Genomic DNA, 16,720 nt, shown 5'->3' with positions numbered 1-16,720 from the left:
CGAAACAGCATGTTGTAGGAAATTTGCTCCATCAACATGCGCTCGCTTCTTATCGAATACAGCACCTGCAACAGCAATGCGCGAATCAGTTTCTCTGGCGCGATGCTCGGACGACCGCCCTTGGGCTCGCTCTCATACATCCGCGAGAAGACCGCGTCCATGCGAGCGAGCGCATCGTTCAACCACAGTCGAATCGGTCGCAACGGGTGATTAGCGGGCACAAAATCGTCCAGCCTGGACATCGTGAACATCGATTCGGTATAGCCGTCCGCTCCGCGCATCGCTTCGGTCTCAGTGTCGTTCGATTCCTTCAATCAACGTTTGCCTCTCCAACCCGGATGACTCGCGTAGAGGGTATTTCAACAGCTTGCTCACTTCGTTTCAAAGTCCGAATGGTCTGACGCCGCATTTGTGAACAGGTTCGTCGCTTGGTATTGCCGCACACATCTCTAGGCGATTAAACAGATGTCCATATTGCTCCCTTACCTCGAACGCTTTATGACACGGTAGTACTAGAGCTTACAAAACCGACCACACACTGTCAGCCTTTGACGTATTGTTCAGCGTAGCCTTGCGACGTCCTCGATGGTTACCTTCACGGCTGGATTTCCGAACTGTCGAATTAAGTAGTTCGCAAGCGCGGCGATCTCCGCATCAGAAAGCTCGTGGCGGAAGGCCGGCATTCCGATATTCTCCTTTCCCGCCCTACGGTCTACGCCGTTCAGGATGACCTGTAGAAGATTGATCGAGTCCGATGCCCCGACTGTCGAGTTCTTGAAAAGTGAAGGGTAGTAGCCGTCTCGCGTGCCGTTTCCTAGCATTTGGTGACACGTCGCGCAGTTGCCGAGATACAGGCGTGCGGGATCAATGCCCGACGAGGCCAGCGCAACGCCACGCAGCTTCAGGCCGTCCTCTGCCGGCCTGCCCCAGGACGAACGCGCTCGTGTCGCGTCGTCGCTTCCGACAGGTGGAAGTGCGCGGATATAGGTCGCAATCGCCCCGATATCAGCTTCGGTCAACTTGGAAAAGCTGTGCTCAATCGCTTCGGCCATCGGGCCTGAAGCTTGCGCGAGCCCCGGAACGCTGCCGGTTCGCAGGTACTGGATGAGCTGCTGCTGCGACCAATTGCCGATACCCGCGTTCGGGTCGGACGTGATGTTGTACCCGTTCCATCCGGCGAGCACCGAGCCAGTCAGGAAGCTTCCGCCCGTCTCGTCGAGCGACTTCTCCTGCATCGCGACGCCGCGCGGCGTATGACAAGTGCCGCAATGTGCGAGCCCTTGTACGATATAGGCGCCGCGATTCCACTCCCTGCTTTGCTCCGGCGTCGGCTGGTAGACCCCGTCCTTTAGAAAAAGCGAATTCCAGATCTTTAACGGCCACCGAATGCTCAGAAGCGGGGGAACTTCGTTTTTTGGCGCCACCTGCTTCACGGGCAAAACGCCGTGCATGAAGTATGCATAGAGCGCTCGCACGTCATCGTCGTTGATCTTCGCATAAGACACGTATGGCATCGCGGGATACAAATTGTCGCCGTTCTTCGAGACGCCGTGCCGTACGGCGCGTTCGAACTCTTCATACGTCCAGTCTCCGATGCCTGTACTGCGATCTGGAGTAATGTTGCTCGTGAAAATTTTGCCGAGCATGGGCAGGGGCATAGCCAGGCCTCCCGCAAAGGGCTTACCCCCCTTCGCAGTGTGGCACGCCATACAGTCGCCCGCGATCGCAACATACTCGCCGCGCTTTACGAGCAGTGGATCGACTGGGTTAGCTGCGCGACTGAGTTCTGGAAGTGCAAGAAAGCTCAGGAAAAGTAAGGTGAAGGTACGTTTTTGCACGGTCAGACTTCCGCCTTTAACATGTCCGAGATCCGCAGCGCTAGCGCTGCAATCGTCAGAGTCACGTTTACAGTACCCACGGTTGGCATCGTCGAGCTACCCGCAATGAACAGATTCGGATGGTCGAACGTGCGGCAATTCATGTCGACAACGGAGTCACGCGCATTCGCGCCCATAATCGTCGATCCGGTGATGTGGTTATTCGGTGCAAATTCGTCGTTGAAGACCACGTCGGAACCGCCCAGCACCTTCGCAGCCGTCGCATAGACCTCACGCGTATGTATCGCGCCGCGTTTCACATAGTCGTCAATCGTGTAGGTAATTTCAGGGCGCGGGATCCCGATCGCATCGGTGGCCGTCCTGCTCGGCACGATGCGGTTCCGAGTCTGCGGCAAGATTTCGTGGAAGCAGTCAAACTGCACGTAGCGCGCAGAACGATCTCGAATGCGCGCGTCGAGTTCCTCGCGCCGCAAGAGCTTGGCCGCCTGGAAGATCTTCCGTGTTTCCTGGTCGATGCGCGAAATGTTCGATAAATGGATTTTTTTGGCAGCCGCCGTAGCGCGAAATGGGCCGTCGCGAAAGCCGATTAGCGACGTCATCTCCTGGGGACCACGCCCTGGCCATAATTTGTCGCTCGCGTAAAATGACACGCCAGTCCCCGGGTGGTCCATCAAATTCCTGCCAACCATATCAGAAGTGTTTGCGACCCCGTTCGGAAAATCGCGGTTTGCAGACATTAGTAGGATCTTCGGTGTTTCTATGCCGTTTGCCGCGAGTACGAAGTAGCTGCCTTCGACACGATGGTCGAGCCCCGACTTGTCCTTGTAGATCGCGGCAACGACACGTTTGTCGGGCGCGGTATCGAGTTTGTAGACAACCGCGTTCTCAATGAGCTTCGCGCCAGCCTGCTCAGCCTTCTCTACGTGCACGATTCCGTTGTACATCGCGCCGGTCGGGCAAATTGGCATACAATTGTTGTTGCCGCAACAAGTTGGCCGGCCGTCGTAAGGACGGCTATTTCGCGCTACTGGTTCGGTAACGACGTGAAATCTCGGGTCGTGTTTATTGAGCGCATTCTTGATCGTCCTCTCATTGTACGAAAGCGGCAGCGGTGGCATCGGGTACGGCTGCTTGCGGGGAGAGTAGAGATCTTCCTCGGGGCCTGGTCCCCAGACACCGAGTTCTTCCTCGGCGCGCTGATAATAGTGTTCGATGTCATCGTACTGAATCGGCCAGTCGCGACCGATTCCATAAAGCGTCTTCAGCTTGAAATCATTTGGAATGAAGCGCCATGCCGCGGACGCCCAATGCCATGTCGTGCCGCCGACGGCGCGAATGTACTGCGAGTTGAACTTGTGGTCGCCTTTCAGGATCAGGTAGTCATTCGGTGGCCCATATTCCGGATGCGGTGCCCATGGACTAGACGGATAGGGCCCCATGAAGTCCATTTTGTCGGGGTGGTTGCGAAAACGCTCAACGATTACCCAGCGCGGTATGCGAGGGCCAGCTTCTAGCATGATTACGGACTTACCCGCGTTCGCAAGCTGATGCGCGACGAGCGCGCCCGCTATGCCGGATCCGACAATTACGACGTCCGCTTTCTGTGTATCGACCATCAGGAGCGCACCTCGATCGGCTTGTCTGCCCAGAAGCCGGGCCCGCTGGGGCAGTACGAACGTATCACTAGGGTATCCGATACTGCACTAAACATTAGCGCTCCTTCGTAGGTAATCACCTTATTGTCGACGACGCCGAGATACCAAGCTTCAAGAATTTTTAGTGCTGGCAATTCGCGGCTGGGATTGAGGGAACCTGACGCGATCTCGCCAGCGAGTTGCGACAGACTCTCGAGCGTCTCGGGTGAGCTTTGCTGCAACGCCTGCATTAAACGCTGACCGACCACTCGGCTTAGGTTGCTCGTTTCCGTCAATGCTTCGGAGATCGTCATGAAGGTATCGAGTGACGCGACGGCCGGGCCATCGGCGAGGACCCGCAGCGCCAGTGATCCTGTGAGCCCTGCCGCCATAACGGCCAATGCGCCTTGTAGCCATTGACGCCGCCTGACGCTGGACGAGATTGCGTTGCCGTCGCAACGCGGAGGGGGAGTGTCATTGTGCATGCTTCCTCTTTCGAACACCGATTCCGGTGAAAATGCGCTCGAATTTATATCAGGCCCAAGTACGGCCACACCGCATACGTTCAGTCAAACGGCAGAACTCAACGACGTTAAATGCGCGTAAACATTACGCCGCCTCCAGGAGGCAGCTAAATCGTGACCACGAAGGCGCGAGATAAGAACTCGCAAAGCATTGCTTGACGAGCGTCTCGCGACGATTGGCAAGCGATTGCAGACAGCCCGACGACCAACAGGATCACGACGGTGGCATGACAACTCCTCTTAAGTCCGTGAGAGCTGAATTACCTAGATAGGGCTGCCTCAGCTTATAGTTTTATCGCCGAAAGAACTTTCCTAAAACTGAATATCTATTCGCAAAGGAGCCGCACGACATCAAGAACGACCCGGAATAGCGGGAATAACGTCCTATGACCGAAGCCACCGTGATGAAGAAGAGCAAGAACCCGAAGGCACCGAAGCTGTTTTCCGATGAGCCGATCGACCAATTGCTTGCGCAAGTCCAGAACAGCATGCCGAGTCGGTCCTGGGCGAATCGGGGCTGGCAGGCCAACTCAAGAAACTACTGGCCGAGCGTATGCTCGCAGCCGAGTTGATCCACCATCTGGCAACCGAGGCAGCGCAAGGCCAACCCGGCAATCACCGCAATGGCACCAGCCCCAAGACGGTCCTGACGCCCAACGGCGAACTGAAGCTGGATATTCCGCGCGATCGGCAGGCGACGTTTGAGCCGCAATTGGTCGGCAAGTATCAACGCCGCCGGGTTTCGACGATCATGTCATCAGCATGTATGCATGCGGCATGAGCGTGCGCGAGATTCAGGGCCATCTGCTGGAGCTGCATGTTCTGCAGGTCTCGCCCGATTTGATTTCGACGGTCACCGACGAGGTGCTGGCTGAGGTCGAGCAGTGGCAGCAACGCCCGCTCGAGGCCATGTATCCGATCGTGTACTTCGACGCGCTGCGGCTGAAGATTCGCGATGCAGGCACGGTCAAGAACAAGGCAGTGTATCTAACGCTGGGCAACGGCAACGACGTCACTCAACTTCAAGCCTCGGTCGAGACTATCCCGCCCATCAGCGGAAAGTCTGGCAGACGACCATCGAAGCCGCGATTCGTTCAGAGCGGCAGAGGCTACGACCACGACAAGCATCGACGTCCGTTCCATGCAGCACGGACCGCTACTCAAATTTGCTCGGCGCGGTCAGCCTCACGGCAGACGATTGGGTAAGACACCCTGGGTCGTGGAGCGAACCATTTCGTGGCTTCACAACTTCCGCCGACCGTGCATCCGCTTCGAACGGCTTGCATTCTTCCACGAGGCCCCTTCTGAAAATCGCTTGCTGCGTCATATGCTGTCGACGGCTGCAAATGTCATTTTGGTAAGGCTTCTAAAACTACAACCGTAGCTATTTTTCATATACCAAGAAGCCGTTGTGTAATTAGGAATAGAGCATTGCTTAATTTTCTCGTGAGTTGTTATCCTCCTGAATTGTTTGCTTATGCATGAAGCAACGACTAAAGAATTTATAGACGACGAGCTATGGTAGTTCATCGAACCGCTGTTGCTCGTTCGACTTCGCGCAATCGGCGCCATGCCCGGGGCAAACCGATTGCTGATCGAGCGGTGCTCAACGGCATCATCTTTGTCCTACGCTCGGGCGTCGCGTGGAATCTGCTACCGCAGGAGCTCGGTTGGTGGTCGGGCAGCGTGTGCTGGCGTTGACTCGACGCTTGGCAGAAGGCCGGTGTCTGGCACGCATCCACGAAGCATTGCTCGCTGAATCGCGCCGACGTGACCAGCTCGACCTGGAGCGCGCCATCGTCGACTGCTCTTCAATTCGTGCCGTATCGGCAGGAAAAAAGCTGGTCCGAACCCCACGGACAGTCGCAGGCTCGGCAGCAAGCATCATCTTATTGTCCAAGCACAAGGGATTCCGTTCGTGGTCATCCTGAGTGACGCGAACTGTCACGACACCAAGCAACTGAATGCGCTGGTCTCGGCCACTTCGCCGATTTGCGGCAAGCGAGGGCGCTCCTTGCGCGAACCCGGCATCGTTCAAGGCGACCGAGGTTACAGCTCCAATACGCACCGGCAGGCGTTGCGCAAGCCGGGGCATCGTGCCAGAATTCTCTCGTATCGTCGCACCGCACGGTAGCGGTCTGGGCAAAACGCGGTGAGTCGCCGAGCGCTCGATTGCCTGGCGGCATTACTTTCGACGCCTGAAGATTCGTTATGGACGATATGACTATTTTCACGAGGCATTCCTTTCGCTCGTGTGCGCGCTGATTTTCTGGAACCGGCTTAAAAATCCATGAACTTACTAAGCCGGAAAAAAGTAACCGGACATAGTTCATGCCGCGTAACGGACTGACGGATGTTGAAACATCGATCGGATCTGGGTCGCGAATTTCTGCAACGAGCGCAGAACTGCCCGAAACGCGCTGCTTGAGATGTCTGGGACCTTTGATAGAAGGCTTGCGGATCTTGTAGTGTTGAGGTAGCCCTATACGAGCTCATCCGGATTCAGATCCGGCGAATGTGCAGGCAAGAAGAACAGGCAAAGGAGCCAGTCCGATTCTGCAGCAAGCTGGCGGATTGTTTTGCGACCATGAACCGGATGGCCATCAGCAATCGGAAAGACGGGGTATCGGCATTGAGCATCAATCGCCGTACGAACTCGACATACACCGTGATCTTGAAACTGCCTACAAAGCACATGAAACGGAGTTGGCCACGTGGGCTGACCGCCGAGATGAGATTCGCCTTGAAGCGCGCGCACGTAACTTGGACCACCGGTGTTTTACCAACGGGTGCCCAGGTCGTGCCGCTGTGGTAGTCCGAACGGACTGTCGATTCGTCGACGAAAAACAATTGTGCTCCCCAGCGCTTACCCTGCCCGAAAATCGCCGGATATTCTTTTCTCATCCATGACTCGACCAGTTCAGGGTCGCGCTGGTAAGCGCGCTCCAGCGGCTGCCGAGGCGAAAGTCCGAGCTTCCTGAGTAGCCGGCCCACCGATACCTCGGAAAGCCTGACGTCGAAATGTTCACGAATCAACTCCCGCACCATATCTCGTGTCCACAACGCAAACTCGAACTTCATCTGCATTGAATTCTTTGTTGCGACCGTTTGATAGAGAAGCCGTATAGACGATGCGACGCACCCCGGGCGAATAAGTGCGCGGCACCAGTCTCTGGATCACTTCGTTTCAAAGTCCGAATGGTCGGACGCCGCATTAGTGAACAGGTTCGTTGCTGAGTATTGCCGCACATGAATCCGTCAAAGGGCTGTATTGGATCATTGACGATACCGGTTTTCCGAAGATGAAAAAGCATTCGATGGGCGTGGCGCGGCAGTATTGCGGGCAGTTGGGTAAGAAGGACAATTGCCAGGTGGCCGTGAGCCTGTCGGAAGCCACCACGGAGGCGAGCCTGCCCGTCGCTTATCAACTTCACCTGCCGCAGGAGCCCCAGAAAATTAAACTTGCAACTATGCCGCAGATCGCTATCGCGCAACTGCGCGAGGCAAGGCAAAGCGGTGCCCTGAACGGGGAGGTGTTGGCTGATGCGGGTTGCTGCTCAAATCTCCGAACGACTACAGAGATGCCCGTATCGCTCCGTTACTCAACACGTTTAATGACATAGTAGTACTAGACGCAATTCGTCGATCCGGCGCATCAATTTTTGGTCGGTTTCGCTGACCGGCGGTGCTCGGTAATACGCGCTCGATCTCGCGATACTCACAAGCCGGACCTGCAGTGAAAGCGGCAACGCGTGGCTGCGGTCGATCATCGCTTTGCGCTCAGAAGTCCTGCCCTGTTCAGCGCACAGCTAAAAAATCGCGGTCCCCCGTGAGCTGGCCGATCTTGGCGTGCAACATCGTCACGTCTAGCGGCGGCTCGTTCGATACCGCGCAAACGGACACAAACACATTGACCGCCCGCTCTTGCAACTGCCGCTACTACTCGCTGATCTGGTTCGCATGCGTATCGAGCTGCCACGCCAGCTCGGTCAGTGTTCGTTCGCCCATGCCTGCCGCTAGGGCCATTTTCGCTTTGAACGCCGCTGAGTGTGTGCATCGGACTCTACTCGCCACTCCTCGGCTCCTTTGCTCGCAATATCACTGGGTCAGGTTCGGCCGCTCCATTTATGCGGCTGCCTAAATCGCCCGGACACCTCTGCTTTCTCAGGAGGAGCAACCACTGGTCCCGCAGACGGGCCATAATCCACGACTCGCAACAGCCGTTAAATCCTGTGCGGCGCGACCATGTATCAATAATCTCGGTGAGATCGAACTACTGCCACCAAGCGAAGCCAACGCAAACAGCGCGATATCGAACAGAACGAACTTAGGGTGCCGATGCAAGCCGTCGAGCCCTCCACCCAGCACAAGCAACCGCCAAATACAAAAATGTACATATTAACGATCCACACAAGGGAGGCCTCGGTAAATCCGAGATTTACCGCAACTGATGGCAGGGCCACGTTCATGATTGTGGTATCAAGTGCCATCATGACCACGAGAAGACTAAGCACGACAAGCGTAAGCCAGCGATTTTTGCGATGGATGGAACGCAGCATTGGGATGACAGTGACTCTATTCAAAAATGCTCTGGTCTGGTAAGTCAAGAAGTTGGGAATACGTGCACCTTCGTCCATCTACACACGCCTCCCGTCTTAATAAAAATAGGCCGCGGAGATCCTACGCCTTTTGCAACCGAGCTGCGTGATGCTAGTCCAGCAAGCCGCTTCGTTTGATGCTAACGATATAGCCGATCGACGCCATCGAAAAGCGACCAGCTCTTTCGATTTCCCATATCGCCATCGTGACCGCGCCCCAAGCATCTCCGACGGACGTCGGCCGATTCTTTCTGTCAAAGGTTACAGCGAGGGAAGAGTTGGTTCACGACTTCGCGAAAACTGGGCCGTCACTGACCAACGCCCCTTGCTAACGTCGGCCATCAAATTCGTGCTTCCCAACAAGATCGTCGGCGCATGCGGCCTAGGTCCAGGCATCTGCAAAAATGCAAATATAAAACCAGTTTACCCATGAGGATCCGCGTTCAATAGGCTAGGATGAGTGCGTCCATCTTGGAGACTTCATCATGAATGACAGTTCGCCCAAATCGCCGCTCGCTCATCTAATGCAAGATATGCAAAAGCGCCAAGAAGAACTTGGGGCGCGCTTGAAAGAGTTCGAGGGGCTACGGCAGGAGATTCTCCAGTTGCAGGAGCGCGCGCCACATGATGCTCAGGCACGCCAACGCCTAGATCGGCTTTCCCAATTCATACAAGGAGAGTTTGTGCCACTAAATGAGAAATTGCAGAAACATGCTGAAAAACTGAATGGCGAATTGCAAAAATTGGAAGCGTCCTTCCGTGGTACTGCGGACCAAGGTTCCGGAAGTACGCAGCAAACACGCACTTCGACACGAACACGGCGGACATTCATTTAAGCGTCCTCGCCGAGACTTTGCTACACGCGGCATAAGTGATCGAAGCGCAGGCGCGTCGGGAGTATCTCATCGTATTCCCAGACCTGAATCGCGGACTCACGTTTGCGTGAGCCGTTCTCGATCGAACTCAGCGCTGCAATCAACGCGGCCTCGACAACGAACCCGCTTTGAGAATCAATCCTTTGTTGCTCAACGTTGAGGCTAGCGAACTTTCTATTCAACGGGACAATGTTCAAGGTCCCCGTCCATCGCTGGGTCCGATTGACCCGGCCATTGTTCCAGAACGTGAACCTGCAACTTCGTCGTATCCGGAAATGGCGGTCGGTCTTCCGCCTGAATATTGCGGCTTGGTCGAGGTCGATCACGGCACCGCTTGTCTCATATCGTTCAGACACTCTCACGTACGCGAGCGCTTGGTTGACGGGTTCAATCCGAGTTGAAGCTGCGTCACCGCGAGGTATCCAGATCCCGGATACGATAAAACTACTTCTGCTCGACTTTGAGCTCAGGGTTATGCAAATGATCTGCCCCGCCTGGAAGCGGTAGTGCCGTTCAGTTAAAACTAGACGGCATTGTGTTTTTCAACGTAGGAAGCAGTGGCAAACGACGCGTTCCTGGGCATGATCTGGGTTGTGAAGCTGTGCCGGATGCAACGACGCTGCTCAAATTCCGGCGCCTGATTGAGACGAACAAGCTCGGTGAGCAGCCGTTTGCCGAGGTCGGACGGGTGCTGCAAGCCAGTGCGATGAAGCTCAACAGCGGGACCATCGTGAATGTACGAGCCCATTGCAAGCCTTCTCTGACAAGACGGTCCGACATCACCTGAACCGTGGAGGCGACCGCGCTGCAAACAACGCTCTGTGGACCATTGCAATGGTGGGAATCCGCAGTGGCCCCAGAACCCGGGCGTACGTCGACAGACGAACTAAGGAAGGAATGTCGAACAAGGAAATCATCGCTGACTAAAGCACTATATCGTCATAGAACTGTATCCGCTTATTCTGGCCGACGTGGCCGATTTAGCCCGACTTCTTGGCATAGGAGCGTTAATGCGCCGACCGAAAGTCCGTGGGGTTCGCTGAAAATAGCACGCATGCATGGCCGGAACTTCGGTACACGGTGTGGCGCAACGGATAAAGTAATCGATTGGCTCGCTACTACAATGCACGACGGTTGGCAGCGGTGCTGATTCAGCATCTGCCGGACGCCCCGGCAACCGCGTTGGTAGTCTGCCTTCAGCCTGATTAAGCCAGCGGCGCAGCAGATTCGCGTTAAGCCGATGTTTCAGCACGACCGCAGCAACTGACACGCCAGTTGTCTGGCGAGCGGCAACCACCCTCGCCTTGAATTACTCGCTGTAGTGCCGACGACGCCGACTTGCTGGCGCGCTTGTTCTTCGATAGTGTTCACGTGTCCGCTTATTCGCTAAGTGGACACGATACTCCAAAGCGCTTCAAATGGAACTTAAGGTGAGTTGCCCAGCCTGCTTACGCTGGGCATTCCCATTTCAAGGAAAGAAAGCGGAGGGCGCCGCACACGCGGTATTTTTATTTTATCAGCTTGACCCGATAACTCTTAACACACGTGGCCGTTTCTCGTGAGCATCCGGATTGATTCCGGGGGAACATTACTACATCCCGCGCTCCGCCCTCGCATCACCTGTTGGCTAATTTATAAACTGCTGTTTTGAGAAGTTTTGCACCTAGCTCTTTAAACAATTTGCGCCGCGCAGTCCGTCAACGCGATTGGCATGGAATGGGCGTCCGTCCTCGCCCTGTCTTTTTCGCAAGTGGTCGGCTGATGGTGCACAAGAACAATTCGTCCATACAATTTGATATACTGAAACATTATGGTAACAATCGGAGACCCCGCCCGGGCCGAGTTATGAGATCGCGTCGCCCACAAGTACCTCCAGCGCCTCATGTAGAGGACTCGACGCGTAGACATGAGGCGCCATCTTTTGCCGCTCAGTTGGACTAACGGCCCCCGCTTTCCATCACACCGTACCCAGACGGGTAGGTATTTTCGCAATGCTCCGCAAGACATTCATTAGCGAAAGTGGCGCTTCCTTTGCCTTTTACCAGGCAGTCGGCTGTGACGGGCCATCGATTTCACGTACAGCAGGAATTTGTAAATTTCTTGTATGTACGGAGTTTTGAATGTCAGAGAAGCTAGTGCCAAAGCGGCAATACACGGACGAGTTCAAGGTCGAGGCCATTCGGCTTGCCGAATCAGTCGGGCAGCATGAAGCCGCACGCAAACTCGGAGTGCCGGTGGTAACGTTGGCAATTGGAGTCGACGCAGCCGCAGTTCTGAAATGTTGGTGAAGTCCGCAGTCACGAAGTGAAGAGAACGCGATCGACGCGCCCGATCAACGAGCTGGAGGCGGAGAACAGCCGACCGCGCAAGTAACGCCAGCGCAAAACTCGATATCGAGATCCTTCGAAAAGCGACGGCGTGCTTCGTGAAGGGGTCGCGGCAAAGTACGCCTGGATCGACGAGTACCGCGGCTGTCGCGCCGCGGATATTTGCCAGCGGCTAACCGCGGGCCAGGTCAGCCAGCTCAGGCAAATGCCGCGCTCGATCGGGAGGCGGCGGCGATACACCGCGTCAGTCGCGGCAGCTATGGCCGTCCTCGGATCGTGATGCAATGGCGGACCCAAGGCCAGCCGGCGAGCGCGGAACGTGTGCGCGCGTAGTCTGCAACGCTAAGGGCTGCGGCCGGTTTGCAAACGCCTGTATCGAAGACGACGGATTCGACAGACCGCCTGCCGGTGGCGCACAAGCTGCTTGATCGTCGTTTCGAGAGGGCGGCGTGATCAGGGGGGTCAGCGACAGCCCGTTCATCAGGACCGGCGAAGGTTGGTTACGGGCTACGAAACGCGCGCTCAGGCTGGTCTAGATTGACGGCCATTACAATCGACAACGCCTGCATGCACCTCTATCGATTTCTGCACTCCGGTCGAATACGAGGCGAGGTTGATCGCTGCATCGCTTACTGAACGTGGAAACGAGACAGGATCACTCCGAGTCTGCGTGCGGCTTCGCGCTACCCGACTGATTCGGCAAGCCGAATGGCCTCGACCTTGAACTTGTCCGTGTATTGCCGCTTTGGCACCTAGCTTCTCTGGCATTCAAATCTCGGTACATACAGGAAATTAACAAATTCCTGCCGTACGTGAAATCGAGGCATAGTCACAAGCAGGCTACCCAGTTGAAATCGAAGTATCCCGATCCAACTCGGCGCATCCCGTGCAATTCACCCGGCACAACCGACTAGTGTAAAGCTGGTCGCGAACACAAAATGCCCGAGGCGAGAGCAACGCTTCGCAGCCCGGACCCACCACTATTCCTGACCGCCTCGTTTTAGGGCGTTTAAAACCCCATTCACTACTGTCAGCATTCCGTCTCGAAAGGCCTCCGGATACGGCTCGTTGTCCTCGATTTCAAGCGTACGTTCTGCGGCGTCTCGAAGTATTGCTGCGACGAGTTCGGGATCGGGTTGTGTCCTGGCCATGGCCTGTACAGCCAAGTTTAGGCCGAAATGTACGCCATAGACATTTCTGACCATCAGGGCAATCGCAGCCAGTCCTTCTTTATTCCTTTGTTTCATAGAGCTCCATTTTATGGAAAGAGTTCCTGTCAGCGGCTGGTAAGCCGACGTCAATTGTGACACGTCTGCGGGCTTGCCCCATACTCCTGGATCAACTTGCTATGTGTATTCTTCGTCCTGCAATGATCGAACGGAGGTGGCATGCTACAAAAGAGCCGTCTCGGCCTCCCTGAACCCATTTCGTTATACAGAAATCGTGCGCCCTCGTTGCGTAGAGCTTGAATCGTAGCTGCAGCATCCATGGTTCGCTGCAGTCCGATCCAGAGCGTCTTGGCACGCGGTTCGCCATCCCCCTTGCGGCCCAGGAAGCAGCCCAGTGAAGTAATCAGCCGAATCATTTGATTGAGCGTGGGCGGCTTTGTAGGGCGAGCCTTTTCGAGAGCAGATAGGCGCCGCGTATCTCGTAGGCATCGAAGAACAGCGACGCATCAAGCTTGGGGCACGTCCTGCCCAGGCGCATGAGCCGCGCAATACGCCACGAGACCACCGTCTACAGCACGAGTGCCCGTTCGACGCGATCCATTTGCGAGACCTGCAACGCTTCCACCTTGCAGGCGTTCTTCGACACATGGAAGAACATTTCGATCTCCCGCCTCGCTCGATACCATTCGATCGGTTCAATCACCGCATCCAGTTCGTGCGCTTCACGGTTGGTCACCAATCGCCACACCACGGGCTTCGCGCCAGCGGGTGCACCGCTTTCTTCGGCGAACATCGACGCACGATCGGAAATTTTTAAGGAAGTTGCCGCCTCAAGGATTAGATTTCATGCAGCCCTCTCTGTCTTGATTTCGGTGTTGTGGGGCGTCGCTCTGGTTGTCGATTCGATCCGGGTTCAGATGCACAGTGCGCATTTCGGCGATCCAACCTTCAACGCAGGCGTCGTGGGGAGTCGACGGGAGGAAGTGATCGAAGCGCTCGCGGCACTTCTGCTGGAAGCGCTGGGCAATCCGGCAAACACAAACGACCCAGGGATAGCGATGAGCCAGAAGATCTCCGCTGAACATCTCTGCCGAGGCGCAGTGGTCTACGTCCGTCAATCAACGATGAGCCAGGTAGTGGAGCACACGGAGAGCCAGAATCGTCAGTACGCGCTCGCCGAGTCTGCACGAGCTATTGGTTTTGCTTCAGTGACGACGATCGACGATGACCTTGGACGTTCGGGATCTGGCAGTATCGAGCGGCCCGGGTTCCAGAGGCTAGTCGCGTCAGTGTGTGCAGGCTCCGTTGGCGCCGTGTTCTGTCTCGAGGCTTCACGACTTGCGCGCAACGGCCGCGATTGGCAAAGTCAACGACGAAATCTACACGGTATTGAGGACTCGCTTACAACCCATCTACCTACGAAGAAGGTCCCCGCGCAGGCCGGTCTGCAAGACGAAGAGGATGCCTGTGAGCACCGCACGATTGTCGAGCGGTTTGCGCCCTGGGTAACGGTGGCGCTTTAGTTTTAGCAGGCTGTTGAAATATCCCTGTGTGAACGGGCCCTCACTTATTTGGAAGAGCTAGCGCGTTGCAGTGTTCCAAATGAATCGACGCCGACTTTCCTTGATTCAGGTGCTGCCTATGCCGCTTTGCTCTCCGCTTACTATTTCAAGCTGCCCGGGCAGCAAGCGTTCGCATGCGAGTCAGGTTGTACGCTGCCTGAGTCAGCAGAAAGAGCTGGTCGACTCTCTTCAAACCTCGATACATCGCCTGCCGAATCCTGCCGACGGTCTTTCCCCACCCAAACACCTGCTCGATGCGTTTGCGTTTGCACTGACTGATTGCGTAGCCGGGCCATCGCGTAGTTCGAGCGGCAATTGCGGAGCCGCCCGCGCGTCCATCGTTTTGCGCCACATGCGGGGTCACATTGTTCGCGCGGCACGTCGCCACAAAGCCGGCCGTGTCGTAGTTCTTGTCAGCGCCGACTGTAATGGACGTACCGGTCAATCGGGCAGCATCTGCAAGCATCTCTGCGGCCGCATCCCGCTCGGCGGTGCCGTTGGCCTGCGTGACCTGTGCGTTCACCACGAGGCCATGCCGGTTATCGGTCAGCACGTGACCCATGTAACAAAGCACCGCGCCCGTGCCGCAACTTTTACGAAACAGTCGCGCCTGAGTGTCCGTGCTGGATTCATGTGTGTCGTTGCTACGCTTCTCGCCGCGCCAATTCTCCTGAGAGCCGGCGCCGCCGTTAGGCGGCGAGTCGTCATCCGACTTCGTCTTGGGCACAAAGATGGTATGGACGCCTCCCTCCCGGATCGGTAAGGCGAGGCAGCAGAAACGGCGGGGCACTCGCCATAGCTGACAGCAGCAGAGTGCCAAACTGGTGGTGTTGAAAACGACCACCGAGGGTTAGGAGGACCAGAAATGAAGACTACGACATTCGGCGTGGACTTAGCAAAGCGCGTGTTCCAAATTCATTGGGTTGACACGGAGACAGGTGAGATCGGTCGTCGCCAACTCAAGCGAGCCCAACTACGTGAATTCTTTGCCAATCGTCCGCCGGCGATCATCGCCATGGAAGCATGCGGCAGCGCCCATTTCTGGGGCCGCCAATTAATCAGCCTGGGGCATGAAGCCAGGCTCATCGCGCCGCAATTTGTTAGGCCTTTCGTGAAGCGCAACAAGACCGACGCTGCCGATGCGCAAGCGATCTGGGAAGCCGCCCAACGACCCGAGATGCGATTCGTGGCGGTAAAGAGCGAGGCCCAACAAAGCGTGCTAACGCTACACCGCGTGCGCGAGCAACTGGTCAAAGTACGCACGATGCAGATCAATCAGATGCATGGGCTACTCTACGAATTTGGCGCGGCTGTGCCGGCGAATCGGCACAACCTGGGCGAGGCGGCGCAAGCGCTCACGCGACTGGCTGACACGATACCGGCGGTCGTGATTGATACGCTGCGCGAGCAATTGCGGCGTGTTGACGCGCTCTCGCAGGACATCGCCGAGATTGAGCGCAGGCTTGCCGCTTGGCAACGAGGCAATGAAGCGGCTAAGCGCCTCATGGCGATCCCCGGTGTCGGACCGCTTAGCGCGAGCGCAGCCGTGGCCACGATCGGCGACGCACGCGCGTTTCGCTGCGCCCGCGAATTTGCTGCATTCCTAGGGCTGGTGCCGCGACAGAGCGGCACTGGCGGTCGGGTTAAGCTGCTCGGCATCAGCAAGCGCGGTGACGTTTATCTGCGCACCTTGCTGATTCACGGTGCGCGCGCCGTGCTCGCATGCAGCAAACATTTAAGCGAAACGTCGCAACGCCTGCTCGCGCGACGGCCGTTCAACGTCGCGGTGGTAGCGCTCGCCAATAAAATCGCCCGCACGATCTGGGCAATGCTTGCCCACGATCGCGTATACCAACCCGGTTACACGGCGCATGCCGCGTAGTTCATCACTCAACTAACGGAGGTGGGTCGCTAATAGGTTGCGCAGGTAGATGTACGCGTGATGGCAAAACAGGTCGGACCGCGGGGAAGCAAACCTGAACAAGAGCATGCCCTTCGAGGGCGCCACAAAGATGAGGCCTTCCCCGGCGAATTCCATCAGGGCCAGCGGACATGCGTCCGCCTCATAGGCTGATGGTATGGACTCCCGCCCCCTCCGGGGCGCACACTTCCGAAGCCACTTTTGGGAGACTCGAGATGCCTGCGCTTACCATCGGCCTTGATATTGCGAAGAACGTATTCCAAGTTTATGGC

Annotated in this window: 7 protein-coding genes and 13 pseudogenes; 11 read left to right on the top strand and 9 right to left on the bottom strand. The window is 56.4% G+C overall.

The features are described 5' to 3' along the window. From IAG25_RS40240 to IAG25_RS40225, 4 genes are all read right to left on the bottom strand, one after another. A partial coding sequence (locus tag IAG25_RS40240; protein WP_187609787.1) for a transposase occupies nucleotides 1–281 on the bottom strand: 281 nt, incomplete at its 3' end. 279 nt (nucleotides 282–560) lie between these two features. Beyond that, entirely contained in the window at nucleotides 561–1,838 is a 1,278-nt protein-coding gene (locus tag IAG25_RS40235; protein ID WP_187609786.1) for a c-type cytochrome, read from the bottom strand. Between the two features lie 2 nt (nucleotides 1,839–1,840). Then, complete coding sequence (locus IAG25_RS40230) at nucleotides 1,841–3,454, bottom strand: GMC family oxidoreductase (RefSeq protein WP_187609785.1); 1,614 nt, start codon at nucleotides 3,452–3,454, stop codon at nucleotides 1,841–1,843. Then, nucleotides 3,454–3,957, bottom strand: a complete 504-nt coding sequence (locus tag IAG25_RS40225) for a sugar dehydrogenase complex small subunit (protein ID WP_187609784.1) — start codon at nucleotides 3,955–3,957, stop codon at nucleotides 3,454–3,456. The genes IAG25_RS40230 and IAG25_RS40225 overlap by 1 nt, the downstream gene beginning before the upstream one ends. A gap of 425 nt (nucleotides 3,958–4,382) precedes the next feature. On the opposite strand from IAG25_RS40225, the pseudogene IAG25_RS40220 reads away from it, so the two are divergent. The 3 pseudogenes from IAG25_RS40220 to IAG25_RS40210 all read left to right on the top strand — a co-directional run. After that, nucleotides 4,383–4,995: pseudogene (locus tag IAG25_RS40220) on the top strand (transposase); the annotation flags it as partial. Continuing rightward, nucleotides 4,975–5,357 (top strand): annotated as a pseudogene (locus IAG25_RS40215) (transposase); the annotation flags it as partial. The pseudogenes IAG25_RS40220 and IAG25_RS40215, both read left to right, overlap by 21 nt. A gap of 167 nt (nucleotides 5,358–5,524) precedes the next feature. Next, a pseudogene (locus tag IAG25_RS40210) lies at nucleotides 5,525–6,290 on the top strand (IS5 family transposase). 188 nt (nucleotides 6,291–6,478) lie between these two features. On the opposite strand, the pseudogene IAG25_RS40205 reads toward IAG25_RS40210, so the two are convergent. Next, nucleotides 6,479–7,077, bottom strand: a pseudogene (locus IAG25_RS40205) (IS630 family transposase). A gap of 61 nt (nucleotides 7,078–7,138) precedes the next feature. Here IAG25_RS40205 and IAG25_RS40200 point away from each other — a divergent pair. The 6 genes and pseudogenes from IAG25_RS40200 to IAG25_RS41940 form a co-directional block, all read left to right on the top strand. Beyond that, nucleotides 7,139–7,547 (top strand): annotated as a pseudogene (locus tag IAG25_RS40200) (transposase); the annotation flags it as partial. A gap of 1,532 nt (nucleotides 7,548–9,079) precedes the next feature. Then, complete coding sequence (locus tag IAG25_RS40195; protein ID WP_187609782.1) at nucleotides 9,080–9,430, top strand: hypothetical protein; 351 nt, start codon at nucleotides 9,080–9,082, stop codon at nucleotides 9,428–9,430. 592 nt (nucleotides 9,431–10,022) lie between these two features. Further along, nucleotides 10,023–10,238: pseudogene (locus IAG25_RS42570) on the top strand (IS5/IS1182 family transposase); the annotation flags it as partial. Continuing rightward, a pseudogene (locus tag IAG25_RS42565) lies at nucleotides 10,208–10,512 on the top strand (hypothetical protein); the annotation flags it as partial. The pseudogenes IAG25_RS42570 and IAG25_RS42565, both read left to right, overlap by 31 nt. Then, a pseudogene (locus IAG25_RS42430) lies at nucleotides 10,479–10,618 on the top strand (IS3 family transposase); the annotation flags it as partial. The pseudogenes IAG25_RS42565 and IAG25_RS42430, both read left to right, overlap by 34 nt. A 971-nt stretch (nucleotides 10,619–11,589) precedes the next feature. After that, nucleotides 11,590–12,372: pseudogene (locus IAG25_RS41940) on the top strand (IS3 family transposase); the annotation flags it as partial. A 404-nt stretch (nucleotides 12,373–12,776) separates the two neighbouring features. Here the strand turns inward: IAG25_RS41940 and IAG25_RS40180 are convergent. Together IAG25_RS40180 and IAG25_RS40175 are read right to left on the bottom strand one after the other, a co-directional pair. Further along, nucleotides 12,777–13,043 carry a hypothetical protein gene (locus IAG25_RS40180; protein ID WP_187609780.1) on the bottom strand — a complete coding sequence of 89 codons (267 nt, stop codon included), beginning with the start codon at nucleotides 13,041–13,043 and terminating at the stop codon, nucleotides 12,777–12,779. A 197-nt stretch (nucleotides 13,044–13,240) separates the two neighbouring features. Continuing rightward, a pseudogene (locus tag IAG25_RS40175) lies at nucleotides 13,241–13,752 on the bottom strand (IS4 family transposase); the annotation flags it as partial. 130 nt (nucleotides 13,753–13,882) lie between these two features. Between IAG25_RS40175 and IAG25_RS40170 the strand changes: the two are divergent. Then, nucleotides 13,883–14,326, top strand: a pseudogene (locus tag IAG25_RS40170) (recombinase family protein); the annotation flags it as partial. 75 nt (nucleotides 14,327–14,401) lie between these two features. Here the strand turns inward: IAG25_RS40170 and IAG25_RS41935 are convergent. Further along, nucleotides 14,402–14,491, bottom strand: a pseudogene (locus tag IAG25_RS41935) (IS5/IS1182 family transposase); the annotation flags it as partial. 142 nt (nucleotides 14,492–14,633) lie between these two features. After that, a pseudogene (locus IAG25_RS40165) lies at nucleotides 14,634–15,266 on the bottom strand (transposase); the annotation flags it as partial. 126 nt (nucleotides 15,267–15,392) lie between these two features. On the opposite strand from IAG25_RS40165, the gene IAG25_RS40160 reads away from it, so the two are divergent. After that, nucleotides 15,393–16,409 (top strand): IS110 family transposase, encoded by a 1,017-nt coding sequence (locus IAG25_RS40160; protein ID WP_187609779.1) that lies wholly within the window; start codon nucleotides 15,393–15,395, stop codon nucleotides 16,407–16,409. Nucleotides 16,410–16,720: the final 311 nt, after the last annotated feature.

It is taken from the genome of Caballeronia sp. EK (assembly GCF_014384845.1).
GTDB lineage: Bacteria > Pseudomonadota > Gammaproteobacteria > Burkholderiales > Burkholderiaceae > Caballeronia > Caballeronia jiangsuensis.
This window is presented reverse-complemented; position numbering and strand designations above follow the sequence as displayed.